This window comes from Streptomyces sp. 7N604 (assembly GCF_052245475.1).
Classification (GTDB): Bacteria; Actinomycetota; Actinomycetes; order Streptomycetales; family Streptomycetaceae; genus Streptomyces.
Genome location: NZ_JBQQBX010000008.1, coordinates 80,861 through 94,570 on the forward strand (window position 1 = coordinate 80,861; position 13,710 = coordinate 94,570).

11 protein-coding genes and 2 pseudogenes are annotated in these 13,710 nt (G+C 71.6%); 3 read left to right on the forward strand and 10 right to left on the reverse strand.

Annotation, left to right across the window (positions count from 1 at the left end):
* Window positions 1–20: 20 nt before the first annotated feature.
* The 5 genes and pseudogenes from ACTWP8_RS11000 to ACTWP8_RS11020 form a co-directional block, all read right to left on the reverse strand.
* A pseudogene (locus ACTWP8_RS11000) lies at window positions 21–281 on the reverse strand (hypothetical protein); the annotation flags it as partial.
* Window positions 275–901: a Rieske (2Fe-2S) protein gene (locus ACTWP8_RS11005; protein ID WP_443321942.1), complete on the reverse strand. Its 627-nt coding sequence runs from the start codon at window positions 899–901 to the stop codon at window positions 275–277. The gene ACTWP8_RS11005 and the pseudogene ACTWP8_RS11000, both read right to left, overlap by 7 nt.
* Window positions 898–1,497, reverse strand: a complete 600-nt coding sequence (locus ACTWP8_RS11010; RefSeq protein WP_443321943.1) for a 4Fe-4S dicluster domain-containing protein — start codon at window positions 1,495–1,497, stop codon at window positions 898–900. Before ACTWP8_RS11010 ends, ACTWP8_RS11005 begins: the two co-directional genes overlap by 4 nt.
* A gap of 7 nt (window positions 1,498–1,504) precedes the next feature.
* Window positions 1,505–3,679 (reverse strand): annotated as a pseudogene (locus tag ACTWP8_RS11015) (molybdopterin oxidoreductase family protein); the annotation flags it as partial.
* Window positions 3,680–3,693: 14 nt separating this feature from the next.
* Window positions 3,694–4,758 (reverse strand): MFS transporter, encoded by a 1,065-nt coding sequence (locus ACTWP8_RS11020; RefSeq protein ID WP_443321944.1) that lies wholly within the window; start codon window positions 4,756–4,758, stop codon window positions 3,694–3,696.
* Window positions 4,759–5,040: 282 nt separating this feature from the next.
* Between ACTWP8_RS11020 and ACTWP8_RS11025 the strand changes: the two genes are divergently transcribed.
* Window positions 5,041–6,051 carry a GNAT family N-acetyltransferase gene (locus ACTWP8_RS11025; RefSeq protein ID WP_443321945.1) on the forward strand — a complete coding sequence of 337 codons (1,011 nt, stop codon included), beginning with the start codon at window positions 5,041–5,043 and terminating at the stop codon, window positions 6,049–6,051.
* Window positions 6,052–6,171: 120 nt separating this feature from the next.
* Here ACTWP8_RS11025 and ACTWP8_RS11030 read toward each other — a convergent pair whose 3' ends face one another.
* From ACTWP8_RS11030 to ACTWP8_RS11045, 4 genes are all read right to left on the reverse strand, one after another.
* A complete protein-coding gene (locus ACTWP8_RS11030) occupies window positions 6,172–8,241 on the reverse strand; it encodes a PTS fructose transporter subunit IIABC (protein ID WP_443321946.1) in 2,070 nt (689 codons plus the stop codon).
* A 156-nt stretch (window positions 8,242–8,397) separates the two neighbouring features.
* Window positions 8,398–9,345 (reverse strand): 1-phosphofructokinase, encoded by a 948-nt coding sequence (gene pfkB, locus ACTWP8_RS11035; RefSeq protein ID WP_443321947.1) that lies wholly within the window; start codon window positions 9,343–9,345, stop codon window positions 8,398–8,400.
* Window positions 9,342–10,103, reverse strand: a complete 762-nt coding sequence (locus tag ACTWP8_RS11040; protein ID WP_443321948.1) for a DeoR/GlpR family DNA-binding transcription regulator — start codon at window positions 10,101–10,103, stop codon at window positions 9,342–9,344. The genes pfkB and ACTWP8_RS11040 overlap by 4 nt, the downstream gene beginning before the upstream one ends.
* A gap of 289 nt (window positions 10,104–10,392) precedes the next feature.
* Window positions 10,393–11,400, reverse strand: a complete 1,008-nt coding sequence (locus tag ACTWP8_RS11045; protein WP_443321949.1) for a sigma-70 family RNA polymerase sigma factor — start codon at window positions 11,398–11,400, stop codon at window positions 10,393–10,395.
* A 131-nt stretch (window positions 11,401–11,531) separates the two neighbouring features.
* Here ACTWP8_RS11045 and ACTWP8_RS11050 point away from each other — a divergent pair, with 131 nt between their 5' ends.
* Entirely contained in the window at window positions 11,532–12,104 is a 573-nt protein-coding gene (locus ACTWP8_RS11050) for a GNAT family N-acetyltransferase (RefSeq protein WP_443321950.1), read from the forward strand.
* 158 nt (window positions 12,105–12,262) lie between these two features.
* Here the strand turns inward: ACTWP8_RS11050 and ACTWP8_RS11055 are convergent, their stop codons facing one another.
* Entirely contained in the window at window positions 12,263–13,066 is an 804-nt protein-coding gene (locus ACTWP8_RS11055) for a dioxygenase family protein (RefSeq protein ID WP_443321951.1), read from the reverse strand.
* Between the two features lie 108 nt (window positions 13,067–13,174).
* On the opposite strand from ACTWP8_RS11055, the gene ACTWP8_RS11060 reads away from it, so the two are divergent.
* Entirely contained in the window at window positions 13,175–13,675 is a 501-nt protein-coding gene (locus tag ACTWP8_RS11060; protein ID WP_443321952.1) for a MarR family winged helix-turn-helix transcriptional regulator, read from the forward strand.
* Window positions 13,676–13,710 lie beyond the last annotated feature (35 nt).

Consider the following 13,710-nt stretch of genomic DNA (forward strand, 5'->3'; position numbering starts at 1 on the left):
CGGTGGCGCCGCCAGCCGTGTCAGCGGTCCTCCGGATCCAGCAGCCACAGCACGAGGACGACCGCGAACGACAGCCCGAGGAAGCCCGCGCACCACCAGGCGGTACGCGTGCTCCCCTCCATCCACGCATCGACGGCGACGGTCAGTGCCCACATCTGCCCGACGACCACGGCCATGGCCAGGGCGAGCCGTCCCGACAGCTTGGAGGAGCGCCCGGACTGCCGCTCGGCGTCCGAGCCCGGACCGGGGCCGCTGTGCCGAACCCGCGGGTCCGTCATGCCTCTTCGCTCCCCACCGGCGGAGCACCGGGGCAGCCGATCTCGCGGGCCGTCTCCGGGTAGTCCTTGAGCAGTTGGCGGCACAACCCTTCCTCGAGACTCTCGCCGGAGCGGGCGGTGCCGATCGCCCAGACGCTGCCGTCGAGGCGCTCGACGACCACCACCTTCGGCAGTCCGCGCGGGGGCGGCCCGGCGGCGACCTCGCCGGTGCGGATGTCGAAGACTCCCTCGTGACACGGGCAGTACAACTCGCCCTCGCTGCCCCGGTTCTCGCGCCAGAGCACCGCGCACGCCATGTGGGTGCAGACCGCGGAGTAGCCGACGAGGGAGCCGTCGGAGAGGCGTACCGCGACGGCCCGGTCCTCGGCGCCCGGATACCGGAAGGCCACGGCCTCGCCGACCGCAAGCCGGGCGGCGATGCGCTTGGGCCCGGGAGAGCCTTCGGAGTCGCCCTCGCGGTGCAGCATGCCGCCGGCGACGCCGGCTCCGCCGAGGGCGAGGCCGCCGGAGACGACGGTCACGATGCGCAGATAGTCGCGGCGGGTGGACAGGGAGCCCGCGCCGGTCCTGCCGGGCCCGGCGGGCGGGGCGGCCCGCCGGTCCGCTTCCTCCGTCACGCTCATCCCACGTCCACTCCGTTCACCTCGACGACCGGCAGCCCGCCGGGCACGGGCCACTGCACCTTGTCCGCGGGGACGACCGTCGCCACGCCGGTCTTCACCACCGCGTCGCCGAAGGCGAAGGAGTCGGCGACCTGGACTCCGGGGCGCTCGGCCCGCAGCTCCTCGAGCGTTCCGTAGAACAGCGCACCCGTCGGGCAGACGGCGGCGCACAGAGGGGCCAGGTCCTGGGTCGTTCGGTCGTGGCAGAGGTCGCACTTCATGGCGAGCCTTGTCCGGAGATCGATCTCGGTGGCGCCGAACGGGCAGGCGTTCACGCAGTTCGAGCAGCCGATGCAGCGCGTGGCGTCGGCCTGCCGCACGACACCGTCCGGGGTGACGCGGATCGCGTCGGCCGGGCACACCTGGGCGCACGGCGCGACCGGGTCCTCGCAGTGCAGACACAGAGTGGGAAGGGAGGCGGCGCTGTGACCCTCGTCGGGGTGGTCGACATGGATGAGCGACGTACCGCGGTGCGAGTCGCACTGGCGGCAGGCGGAGACGCAGGCCTGGCAGCCGGTGCAGCGGCCGGGGTCGATGAAGATCGTCCTGCCCATCATCGGTGGCTCAGCTCCCCTCGGCGGTGGAGGGGTCCCGGGGCGCGGCGGGCGCTTGGGCGGGCCGGGCGGCGCGGGGCGCGGTGGGCACGGCAGGCGGGGCAGGCACGTGGTCGGGGGCTTCGGCGGCTTCGATCCGGCACGCGCACACCTTGTACGCGGGGACCTGGGAGCGCGGATCCAGTGCGTCGGCCGTCAGGACGTTCGCCGCCGCCGGGAACGGCCAGTGGTACGGCACGAACACGGTGTCGGGGCGGATGGCCTCCGTGACCACGGCGGGCAGTACGGCCGCCCCGCGGCGGGTGAGGACCCGTACCGGATCCCCTGTGCGCCAGCCGTGCGAGGGGTGCACCTCCACCCAGGGGGCCGGGGCCTGTTCGGACGGCCCGGCGAGCCGCCGGGTCTGGTTGCCCGAGAGGAAGTGCGCGACCGTACGGCCCGTGGTGAGCGACAGCGGGTAGGCCTCGTCGTACGGGTCGGCGGGCTCGTGCCACTCAACGGGTTGGAGATGGAACCTGCCGTCCGGGTGGTAGGTGCGGCCGTCCTCGAAGAGGCGCGGGGTGCCGGGGTGGTCGGTGGAGGGGCAGGGCCAGGCGATCCCGCCGGTCTCCGCCAGCCGTTCGTACGTGATGCCCGAGCAGTCGACCGCCGTGCCCGCCGAGGCGGCGCGCAGCTCGTCGAAGAGCTCGCGGGATCCGGCGAAGGCGAACTTGTCGCCCGAGCCGAGCCGGAGCGCCAGCTGGCACAGCACCCAGGTGTCGGTGCGCACCCCGGGGGGCGGCTCCTGCGCCTTGTTGTGCTTGACCACCCGGGCCTCGGCGTTGGCCATGACGCCCTCGTCCTCCGCCCAGCTGGTGACGGGCAGGACCACATGGGCGTTCGCGGCGGTCTCGGAGAGGAAGACATCGCACTGGACGTGGAAGTCGAGGGCGTCGTAGCCGTCCTTGACGGCCGCGTAATGGGGGAGGGAGACGAAGGGGTTGTTGCACACACCGAGAAGCCCGCGGATCTCTCCGCGGCTCATCTGCCGGACCATTTCGGTCATCGAGGTGCCTGCTTCGGGCAGTTGGGACTCCTCGATGCCCCAGATGCGGGCCATCTCGCGGCGGTGCTCCGGGTCGGTGATGGACCGGCCGCCGGGCAGCGTGTCCGCGCTCTGGCCGTGCTCCCGCCCGCCCTGGCCGTTGCCCTGCCCGGCGAGGGTGCCGTACCCGGCGCCGGGGCGGCCGATGTTGCCGGTGGCGACGCAGAGGTTGATGACGGACAGGCAGTTCCCGACGCCCTGGGTGTGCTGCTCGATGCCGCGCGCATGCCAAGCCATGGCGTTGCGGGCCCGCCCGAAGATCCTGCCGGCCTGTTCCACCTGCGCGACGGGGATACCGCAGATCGCGGCCGCCCGCTCCGGCGGGTACGCCTCCACGGTCTGCCTCACCTCGTCCCAGCCTGTGGTGTGCCCGGCGAGGAAGGCCCGGTCGGTGAGCCCGTCGCGTACGACGACGTGCAGCAGGGCGTTGAAGAAGGCCGAGTCGGTTCCGGGACGGAGGGCGACATGAAGGTCGGCGGTACGGGCGATGGCCGTTTCGCGCGGGTCGACGACGATCAGGCTCGCGCCGCGATCCCGTGCGCCCCACACGTACTGCGTGAGGACGGGGAAGCACTCGCCGAGATTCGAGCCCGCGAGGAGCAGACAGTCGGAGAGGAGGATGTCGGAGAAGGGGTTCGCGGCCCGGTCGATGCCGAAGGCCAGCTTGTTGGCCGCGGCGGCACCGGCCGTGCCGAGCCTGCCGTTGCCGTCCAGGTGCCGGGTCTTCAGTGCGACCCGGGCGAACTTCCCGAGGAGATAGGCCCTTTCCGCATACAGGCTCGCGCCGCCGAGGACGCCGAAGGCGTCACGCCCGTAGGCCCCCTGGATGCGTCGCATTTCGGAGGCGGTGAAGTCCAGGGCCTCTTCCCAAGTGGCCCGGCGGAACGGGGCTTCCCGGGAGCTCCGGATCAGTGGGGTGGTGAGCCGGTCGGGGTGGCTCAGCTGCTGATAGGCGTCAATGCCCTTGGCGCACAGCCGTTTCCGGTTGATGTCGTGGTCGCGCGGCTCGATGCCGAAGACCTTGCCGCGCCGGTCCACCCGCAGATACATCCCGCACTGCACTCCACAGAAGCAGCAGTGGGTGGGCACGAGCGTCTCGCCGGTGCCGGGCGGTGTCACGTGAAGCCCTTCTTCACCTCGGTGAGGTACGCGCTGCCGCGCAGCAGCCGCTTGCAACGCGGGCAGTACCCCGCGGCTTCTTCGAGGCGGAGGTCCAGGTCCCGCATGGTGGTTCGGAGACCGGCGGCCAAGGGGGCCGTGCCGATGGGCTCCTCGCAGCGGCGGCAGGCCACGACCTGCCCGGTCCGCCGGGCCGTGTCAGTCAGCAGCTGCACGCCGGCCGCCGCGGGCCGCTGCACGACATGGAAGAACTTCCCGAACGGAAGGCAGATGAGAGTAAAGACCACCGAGACCATATGGAGGACCGCCAGGAACCCGTAGCCGCCGCCGTTCAGGAAGAGCGACGAGAAGGCGAGCAGCAGCCCGGTCACCGCGATCACGGTCAGCCCGAGCAGCGGCACCATGTCGTACGCGAAGCGCTGGCCGGTCGCCGAACCGCGGTCCCGCATGCGCCGCCACAGGAAGTACCCGGCGCCCGCGATGACCAGCACGGCGGCCAGGTCCAGGCCGTGGAACACCGCCCACCCGAGGAAGGAGAGCGAGTCGAAGCCGGCCGCCTTGAAGCCCCAGATGCGCAGCTCGTAGCCGGGGCCCGCCGCACCGGTTGCGGTGAAGGTGACCCATCCCCAAGTCAGCGGAAAGGTGATCAGTACGGCCAGCAGGCAGCCCCAGAGGATCAGTTGGTGCGCGATCCAGCGGGCGCGCGAGCGGGCGCCGGGAGGCGTCCGGAGGCCGAGGTGGGTGATGAGAGTACGGGACAGGGCCGCTGGCGCCGCGCGGATCGCGGCGGTGGAGAACAGGGCCCGGCGGCGCTGGCGGAGGAGGGCGCGGGAGGCGGGTGCCGAGAGCCGGAGCGCGCAGCGGTACGCGACACCGAAGGCGAGGAAGACGGTCGCGACGGCGTACGGCAGCAGGGCGGCGTCGAAGGTCCGCAGGAAGCGGCTGCCGAACACGATGGCGAGCACGAGCAGAAGGGAGACGGCGGTGGCCACGGTCGTCGCCCGCAGGGCGGCGGCGGGCCGCGCCGCCGCTGCCGGGGGCGCGGCTGAGGGCTCGGACACACCGTCACCGTAACGGCTTATGAGGTGATGAGCCCGATATGCGGGGCGCGCGAGTGAGGGGTGACAACGTGATGTCGTCGCCGTACTGCGCGCGGCCCCTGATCACGAGCGGGACATCGCGGTGGTGGCGGCCCCAGGCCGCGCGAGGCGATGCTCACCGCACATGGGGTAGGGCGCGGCTGAGGAGTCCGGTCGGCTGGTCTCCAATCCCCTTGCAGCCAGGGTAAGTTGAACAAGCGGAGGGTGGGCGAGGGCGGCCGAAGGTGCGGATGGGGGAGCGGGATGGGCGAGGCGCCGCAGGGTGAACAGGTCGAGGTCGTACGGACGCGCGAGGAGCATCTGGAGCAGATCGCCCGGCTCGCCGAGTCGCGGAGCCTGAGCGGGTCGCGCAGGGCTGGCGGGGCGGACGGGGCGGCGACGGTGGACGGCGGCTTTCTGGTCTCCGCATACACCGAGGCCGACTACCGTGCGCGGCTGGCGACCGCCGAGCACTTCTACGTGGCGGTCAAGGGCGGAGAGGTCCTCGCGTTCCTGCTCGCCTACAGCTCCGACCAGGTCGAGCCGGACGAGTGGCTGAACCGCCGGATCAAGACCACGCTCGGCAGCTTCCTCGTGATCAAGCAGATCTGCGTGGCACGGGACGCGGCGCGCCGCGGGATCGCTTCGATGCTCTACTACCACGTGCTGGAACGGTGGCAGAAGAGCCCCGTGATCGCTGCTGTGGTCGACGACCCGCCCAACCACGCGTCCTCGCGCTTCCACCACAAGCTCGGCTTCCAGGAGCTGACCCGGCTGACGCCGCCGGACGGCAGGCTGCGGGTGGTGTGGGTGTGGCGCAAACCGCGCGAGGCGATGCTGCAGGCCCAGTACGCGATCTCCGTGGACCTGTACAAGCATGAGGACAACACCAACTGGCAGAAGCTGAACAACTTCTTCTACATCACCGCGGGCCTCGCCGCCGCCACGGCGTTCTCGCTTGGCAAGGAGGGCGCGGGCGGCACTCTGGGAAAGGGCCTGGCCCTGATCATTTCGATCATCGGCTTCGGGGTGTCGGTCGCCTTCTCCCAGATGCTGCGCTTCGGCCGACGGTATCTGCTGGCGCGCAAGGCTGCGGTGACCGAGCTCGAGGAGCACATGGCCTGGCACGGCGGCCAGCGGATCGTGACCTGGCACGCCGCGGACCCCAGCAACAGCTATCTGAAGGTCTCGCCGACCGGAGCGATCATGACGCTCCTGCCGGGTCTGGTGGCGCTGTGCTGGCTCGCGGTCCTCGGCGTACTGATAGCCAACTGAGCGCTTGGCATTCGACTTTCGGGACTGGTTGGACGAGGCGAGGTCGGGTCAGGCCGGTTCGGCCGGTCAGGCCCGTTCGGCCGGTCAGGCCGGTTCGGCCCGTCGGGCCCGTTCGGCCGGTCAGGCCGCGACCGGGACCTTGCGGTCGGCGTCCGCCCCGGTCGTCGCCTCCGCCGGCCCCGCCGGGCTCCCCGTGTCCCCGGATACCGCCCCACGGGCGCCCTTGAGGAGGACGACGAGGCCCGTCGTGACCGCCGTACCGGCCGCGATCGCCACCAGGTAGAGCAGCGGCTGGCCGATCAGCGGGATGACGAAGACACCGCCGTGCGGGGCCCGAAGCGTGCAGCCGAAGACCATCGACAGGGCGCCGGTGACCGCGCCGCCCGCCATCGCGGAGGGGATGACGCGCAGCGGATCGGCCGCGGCGAACGGGATGGCACCCTCGGTGATGAAGGACGCGCCGAGCACCCAGGCCGCCTTGCCGTTCTCGCGCTCGGCCTTGGTGAACAGCCTGCCGCGGACGGTCGTGGCCAGCGCCATCGCCAGCGGCGGGACCATGCCCGCGGCCATCACCGCGGCCATGACCTTGAGGCTGCCCTCGTTGGGGTTGGCCAGGCCGCCGACGGCGAAGGTGTACGCGACCTTGTTGAGCGGGCCGCCGAGGTCGAAGCACATCATCAGGCCGAGGACGGCCCCGAGGATGATCGCGTTGGCGCCGGAGAGGCCACCCAGCCAGTCGGTCAGGGCGGACTGGAGGGAGGCGACGGGCTTGCCGACCACCAGGAACATCAGGAAGCCGACGACGGCCGACGAGATGAGCGGGATGACGACGACGGGCATGATGCCGCGCAACGGCGCCGGGACGCGCACCCGTTGGATCGCCATCACCACCGCGCCCGCGATCAGACCGGCGATGAGGCCGCCGAGGAAACCGGCGTTGATGGTGAGGGCGATGGCGCCGCCGACGAAGCCGGGGACGAGGCCCGGTCGGTCTGCCATGCCGTACGCGATGTAGCCGGCGAGGACCGGGACGAGGAACCCGAAGGCGACTCCGCCGATCTGGAAGAGGAGAGCGGCCCAGCTCGCGACCTCGGTCCAGACGAAGTGGTCGGCGACGGACTTCGCCTCGTTGATCTCGTAGCCGCCGATGGCGAAGGCGAGCGCGATGAGGAGACCGCCCGCGGCGACGAACGGAACCATGTAACTGACGCCGGTCATCAGCCACTTGCGCAGCCGGGTGGCGTATCCGTCGCCGGGCTCACCGCCGCGGTCCATCGGCGCACCGGCCGCGACAGGTGCGGAGGCCTCGCCGCGCGCGGCCTTGTCCCTGGCCTCGGTGATGAGCTCGCCGGGCCGGTTGATCGCTGCCTTGACGCCGACGTCGACGGTCGGCTTGCCCGCGAACCGGGCCTTGTCCCGTACCTCCACGTCGTGCGCGAGGACCACGGCGTCGGCGGAGGCGATGACGGCGGGGTCCAGCCTGCTGAACCCGGCCGACCCCTGGGTCTCGACGGCGAGTTCAACGTCCTCGGACTCGGCGGCCTTCTGCAGGGACTCGGCGGCCATATAGGTGTGCGCGATCCCGGTGGGACAGGACGTCACAGCGACGATCTTGAACGGCGGCGGGGTGGGGGCTTCGTCCGCATCGGAGGCGGCCGCATCCTCAGCCGAAGCAGCTTCCTCAGCCGAAGCCGCCTCCTCAGCCGGAGGAACATCCTCAGCCGGAGGCACGTCCTCCGCCGGAGGCACGTCCTCACCGCGGACCAGGGCAGCGGCCTGCGCCGCATCGCCCTCCGCCCGCAGGGCACCCGTGAACCCCCCGTCCATCAGCCGACGGGCGAGGCTCGACAGAATCGTCAGGTGGTCGTCGTCGGCACCGGCGGGGGCGGCTATCAGGAAGATCAGGTCCGCCGGGCCGTCCGGCGCCCCGAAGTCGATGCCCCGGCCGCTGCGGCCGAAGGCGAGGGTCGGCTCCGCGACGTGCGCACTGCGGCAGTGCGGAATGCCGATGCCTCCGTCGAGGCCAGTGGGCATCTGGGCTTCGCGGGCGGCCACGTCCGCGAGAAAGCCGTCGAGGTCGGTGACGCGGCCCGCACGGACCATGCGCTCGGCGAGCGACCGCGCGGCCGCTTCCTTCGTCTCGGCGGACAGGTCGAGGTCGACGAGATCCGCGGTGATCAGCTCACTCATCGCGTGGCTCCTTGCTCGCGACGCCACCCGAGGGGGCGGAGGGGAAGGGGAGAGTGGGGTCGGGGGGGAATGCGGGGACGGGGAGTGCGGGGGCCGCAAACGTGGGGACAGCAAGCGTGGGATGAGACACACCCGTCGGGGCGAACGGGACGGCAGTCATGGCGTCGGCTCCTCGAGTACGCGATCCAGGGGGATGTCCGAGGTCGTGGTGACCGATGACGGGGCGAGGTCGGCGGGGGTCGGCATGGCGCTTCCCGGCAGTTGGACCGCAGCCGAGCCGTGGGCCACGGCCGAGGCCAGCGCGGCCTCGCCGACGCCACCCGCCGCCAGGAAACCCGCGAGGGACGCGTCCCCCGCCCCGACATTGCTGCGGACCGCGGCCACCCGCGCAGTGCCGAAGCACGTGCCCAGGCCGTCGACCAGCAGCTGCCCGGCCGCCCCGAGGCTCGCGAGCACCGCCTGGGCGCCGCGGTCGCGCAGCTCCTCCGCCGCCTTGACCGCGTCACCGACGGTGGCGATCGGCCGCCCGACCGCCTCGGCCAGCTCCTCCGCGTTCGGCTTCACGACATCCGGCCGCTCGCGCAGCGCGGCCATCAGCGCGGGCCCCGACGTGTCAAGCGCGATCCGGGTGCCCGCCCGGTGCGCGCGGGCCACCAGCTCCGCGTACCACTCGGGCGGAAGGCCGCGCGGCAGGCTGCCGCAGCAGGCGATCCAGTCGGCGGCCGCGGACCAGTCCCGTACGGCATCCAGCAGCGCCTCGGCCTCATCCGCCGACAGTTCGGGCCCGGCCGCGTTGACCTTGGTCAACGTGCCGCCGGGCTCGACGAGTGTGACGTTGACCCGGGTCGAGCCGGCGACCGGCACCCCGGCGGCCTCGATGCCGTGCTCGCCGAGCAGCCGGGCGAGCAGCGCGCCCTCGGGCCCGCCGAGCGGTACGACCGCGACCGTACGGTGTCCGGCGGCGGCGACCGCTCGCGAGACGTTGACGCCCTTGCCGCCCGGGTCGACCCGGTCGGCCGTCGCGCGCAGCACCGCGCCCCGTTCGAGCGCGGGCAGCTCGTACGTCCGGTCGAGGCTCGGGTTCGGGGTGACGGTGAGGATCATGCGCGCACTACTTCCGTGCCCTGGCGCTCGATGGCGCGGGCGTCCTCGGGGCCGAGCCCGGTGTCGGTGACGAGCAGGTCGGCGTCGGAGAGATCGCCGAAGCGGGCGAAGTGCTCCTTGCCGAACTTCGACGAGTCGGCGAGCAGGACGACCCGGCGGGCGGCCGCGATGGCCGCCCGCTTGACCGCGGCCTCGGCGAGGTCGGGTGTGGTGAGGCCGCCGTCGACCGAGAAGCCGTTGGTGGCGATGAAGGCGACGTCCGCCTTGATCTCGCCGTACGCGCGCAGCGCCCATGCGTCGACGGCGGCGCGGGTGCGGTGCCTCACGCGACCGCCGACGAGATGGAGGGAGATGCCCGGGTGGTCGGCGAGGCGGGCGGCGACGGGCAGCGCGTGGGTGACCACGGTCAGGGCGGATTCGAGCGGGAAGGCCGCGACGAGCCGGGCGGCCGTGGTGCCCGCGTCGACGATCACGCTGCCGTCGGCGGGTAGCTCGGCGAGCGCGGCGCGCGCGATGCGCTCCTTCTCGTCGGCGGCGACGGTGTCGCGCTCGGCGAGGTCGGGCTCGAAGTCGAGACGGCCTGCGGGGATGGCGCCGCCGTGGACGCGGCGGAGCAGCCCGGCCCGGTCGAGGGCCTTCAGGTCGCGCCGTACGGTCTCGGCCGTGACCTGGAACTCCTCGGAGAGCGACAGCACGTCGACCCGGCCGCTCTCGCGTGCGAGGCGGAGGATCTCCTGCTGGCGCTCCGCTGCGTACATGTGGGTTTACATCCGTTCCATGCCCGAACCTGTGATTCCGCCCCCACGCTACGGCGCAGATCGAGCAAAGTAAACAGATCCGGGCAAGGAATCGGGCAGAGCCGGGCACGCAACCGGCACGGGGAACCGGAACGCGACCGGGAACGGAGCGGGACCGGCCCCGGAACCTGCCACCGAACCGGCACCTGCCAACGGCGCTTGCCACCGGCACCGGAACCGGCACCGGACAGAAAGGAGCCCCGGCGCCGGGGGCTCTGCTCAGGAGGAGGGCGCAATGCCCTCGCGGGCATTACGCCGCCTCATCAAAACCCGTGTCACGGGCGAGCTTCTTCAGCTCGAGCAGCGCGTGCTTCTCGATCTGGCGGATCCGCTCGCGCGTCAGGCCGTGCTGCTTGCCGACCTCGGTCAGCGTGCGCTCCCGGCCGTCGTCGATGCCGTACCGCATCTTGATGATCGACGCGGTCCGGTCGTCGAGCCTGCCGATCAGCTGGTCGAGGCCCTCGCGGCGCAGCATCACCAGCACCGACTGCTCAGGCGTGGCCGCGGAGGTGTCCTCCAGCAGGTCGCCGAACTGGGTCTCGCCCTCGTCGTCCACCGACATGTTGAGGCTCACCGGGTCGCGCGCCCAGTCCAGCACGTCGCCGACGCGCTCGGTCGTGGAGCCCAGCTCCTTCGCGATCTCCGCGTGCTCCGGCTCCCGGCCGTTCTCGCGGTTGAACTCGCGCTGCACCCGCCGGATCCGGCCCAGCTCCTCCACCAGGTGGACGGGCAGCCGGATCGTACGGGACTGGTCGGCGATGGACCGGGTGATCGCCTGCCGGATCCACCACGTCGCGTACGTCGAGAACTTGAAGCCCTTGGTGTAGTCGAACTTCTCGACCGCGCGCACCAGGCCCGCGTTGCCCTCCTGGATCAGGTCGAGCAGCGGCAGCCCGCTGCGCGGATAACGACGGGCCACAGCGACGACAAGACGGAGGTTGGAGCGGATGAAGACGTCCTTCGCTCGCTCGCCCTCGCGCGCCAGCGTCACCAGCTCCTCGCGGGTCGCGCCTGCCGCACGGGCCTCGTCGACCTCGCCGCCGAGAATCTGCTGAGCGTAGACTCCCGCCTCGATGGCCTGGGAAAGTTCGACTTCCTTGGCGGCGTCGAGCAGGGGGGTACGCGCTATCTCGTCGAGGTACATGCCGACCAGGTCGCGGTCGGCGATCTCTCCGCCAAAGGCGCGAGCGCTGTTTGCCCGGTCGGTCTCGGCGGTGGTGCTGTCGGACTGACGACGGGCCACGGCGCGGGTTGCCATGCGTGCTCCCTTGCGATGAGTCGGTCGCGGGTCAGTGGGGGACGTTCACCCTGCCTCGGGTGCCCGCTCCGATGGGAACAACGACTGGAATCCGGACACAATTCCCAAGCCGTACGACAATTTTTGTGATCATGCAGTACCCTGTCTCGCCACACGGAGGCGACATAGTGTCGGCATCATCGGAAGTGCAGGTCAGGCCAGGCGCGGAGGACGACCTCGAGGCCCTGACGGACCTCTACAACCACTACGTCCGCGAGACGGCCATCACCTTCGACACCCGGCCCTTCACAGCCGAGGAGCGCCGCCCGTGGCTGCTCTCCCACCCCGAAGACGGCCCGCACCGCCTTCTGGTTGCACAGGAGCGGGCAAATGGCCGGATTCTCGGCTACGCGACAAGCAGCCCGTTCCGGCCGAAACCCGCCTACGAGACCTCGGTCGAGACGAGTGTCTACTGCGCGCCCGACGCCGGCGGGCGCGGCATCGGCACGCTGCTCTACAAGGCGCTGTTCGAGGCGCTGGAGGGCGAGGACCTGCACCGGGCGTACGCGGGCGTGGCCCTGCCCAACGAGGCATCGGGCCGGCTGCACGTCCGCTTCGGCTTCGAGCTCGTCGGGACGTACCGGGAGGTGGGCCGGAAGTTCGGCCGCTACTGGGATGTGGCGTGGTACGAGAAGCCGATCGGGGCGCGGGCCGGGGACGCGTAGCAGCGCGGGCCACGCGGCTATCGGCGGCCCCGCGCGCCCGCGACCTCATCGAACCGGTGCCGCATCGGACCGGTACCGCATAGAACCTGTGCCCATAGAACCTGCGCCGCGCCCAAGCCGTCTCCCCCGTGAGCGGCCCCGCTACCCGAACCAGGCGGTCACGCGAATTGCACCGATCGTTTCGCCAGCCCCATCCAGAAGCCGTCGATCACACTCCGCCCGCGGTCGAGGTCGCCCGCGGCATCGGCGGCGCCCAGCGTGACGAAGAGCGGGGCGAAGTGCTCGGTGCGCGGGTGGGCGAGGTGTCCGGCCGGGGACTTGTGCTCGAAGTCGAGCAGCGCGTCAACGTCCCGGCCCTCGAGCGCCTCCCGCCCCCAGTCGTCGAACTCCGCCGACCAGCTCGGCGTACCGCCGCCCGCGTGCCGCAGCGCGCTCAGGTTGTGGGTGAAGAAGCCACTGCCGACGATGAGCACGCCCTCGTCGCGGAGCGGCGCCAGCCTGCGGCCGATCTCGAGCAGCTTCCGTGGCTCGAGGGTCGGCATCGACACCTGGAGTACGGGGATGTCGGCTGCCGGAAACATCTCGACGAGCGGGACGTACGCACCGTGGTCGAGGCCGCGGTCCGGGACGTCCTGGACCGGGGTGCCGGCGGAGCGCAGCAGCTTGCGCACCCGTTCGGCGAGGTGCGGGGCGCCCGGGGCCGCGTACCGCACGCGGTAGTAGCGCTCGGGGAAGCCCCAGAAGTCGTAGACGAGGGGCACGGTTGCGGTCGCGCCGAGCGCGAGCGGCGCCTCTTCCCAGTGCGCGGAGACCACCAAGACGGCGGCGGGGCGGGGCAGTTCGGTGGACCAGGCCGCGAGCTGGCCGGGCCAGACGGCATCGTCGGCGAGCGGCGGGGCGCCGTGGCTGAGATAGAGGGCAGGCATACGCCCGCCGGGGGCGGGGGTGGGGTGAGCGGACATGAGCATCCCCTCGGTTCTTCACAAACTTGAAAATTCAAGAAATATGGTCGATGCAGACGCTAGCAAGTTTTTGTTTAGGTTTCAAGAACTATCCGTACAGTGGGAGACATGACGACGGCACCCGACGACGAGCCGCGCTGGCTCACCGACGAGGAACAGCGCACCTGGCAGGCGTATCTGCACGCCACCGCACTCCTGGAGGACCACCTCGACCGCCAGCTGCAGCGCGATGCGGCCATGCCCCATGTCTACTACGGCCTGCTGGTCACGCTCGAGCGCGCGCCCGAGCGCCGTATGCGGATGACCGAGCTCGCCCAGAACGCCAAGATCACCCGCTCCAGGCTCTCCCACGCCGTCGCGCGCCTGGAGAAGAACGGCTGGGTGCGCCGTGAGGACTGCCCGTCCGACCGGCGCGGCCAGCTGGCGGTCCTGACGGGCGAGGGCTACGCGGTCCTGGAGAACTCCGCGCCCGGCCATGTCGCCGCCGTACGCGGCGCGATCTTCGACCGCCTCACCCCGCAGCAGGTCCGGCAGCTCGGCGAGATCTGCGGAATCATCGCGGAAGGCCTCCAGCCGGAGCGCGGCGCGGACCTCCCCTGGCGGCGGTGAGGCGTACGGATTCGGTGACGCTACGGGTCCGGTGA

Coding starts and splice junctions, on each gene's coding strand:
- ACTWP8_RS11005 (WP_443321942.1), bottom strand. CDS start 901: ATGAGCGTGACGGAGGAAGCGGACCGGCGGGCCGCCCCGCCCGCCGGG.
- ACTWP8_RS11010 (WP_443321943.1), bottom strand. CDS start 1,497: ATGATGGGCAGGACGATCTTCATCGACCCCGGCCGCTGCACCGGCTGC.
- ACTWP8_RS11025 (WP_443321945.1), top strand. CDS start 5,041: ATGGGCGAGGCGCCGCAGGGTGAACAGGTCGAGGTCGTACGGACGCGC.
- ACTWP8_RS11030 (WP_443321946.1), bottom strand. CDS start 8,241: ATGAGTGAGCTGATCACCGCGGATCTCGTCGACCTCGACCTGTCCGCC.
- pfkB (WP_443321947.1), bottom strand. CDS start 9,345: ATGATCCTCACCGTCACCCCGAACCCGAGCCTCGACCGGACGTACGAG.
- ACTWP8_RS11040 (WP_443321948.1), bottom strand. CDS start 10,103: ATGTACGCAGCGGAGCGCCAGCAGGAGATCCTCCGCCTCGCACGCGAG.
- ACTWP8_RS11045 (WP_443321949.1), bottom strand. CDS start 11,400: ATGGCAACCCGCGCCGTGGCCCGTCGTCAGTCCGACAGCACCACCGCC.
- ACTWP8_RS11050 (WP_443321950.1), top strand. CDS start 11,532: ATGCAGTACCCTGTCTCGCCACACGGAGGCGACATAGTGTCGGCATCA.
- ACTWP8_RS11055 (WP_443321951.1), bottom strand. CDS start 13,066: ATGTCCGCTCACCCCACCCCCGCCCCCGGCGGGCGTATGCCTGCCCTC.
- ACTWP8_RS11060 (WP_443321952.1), top strand. CDS start 13,175: ATGACGACGGCACCCGACGACGAGCCGCGCTGGCTCACCGACGAGGAA.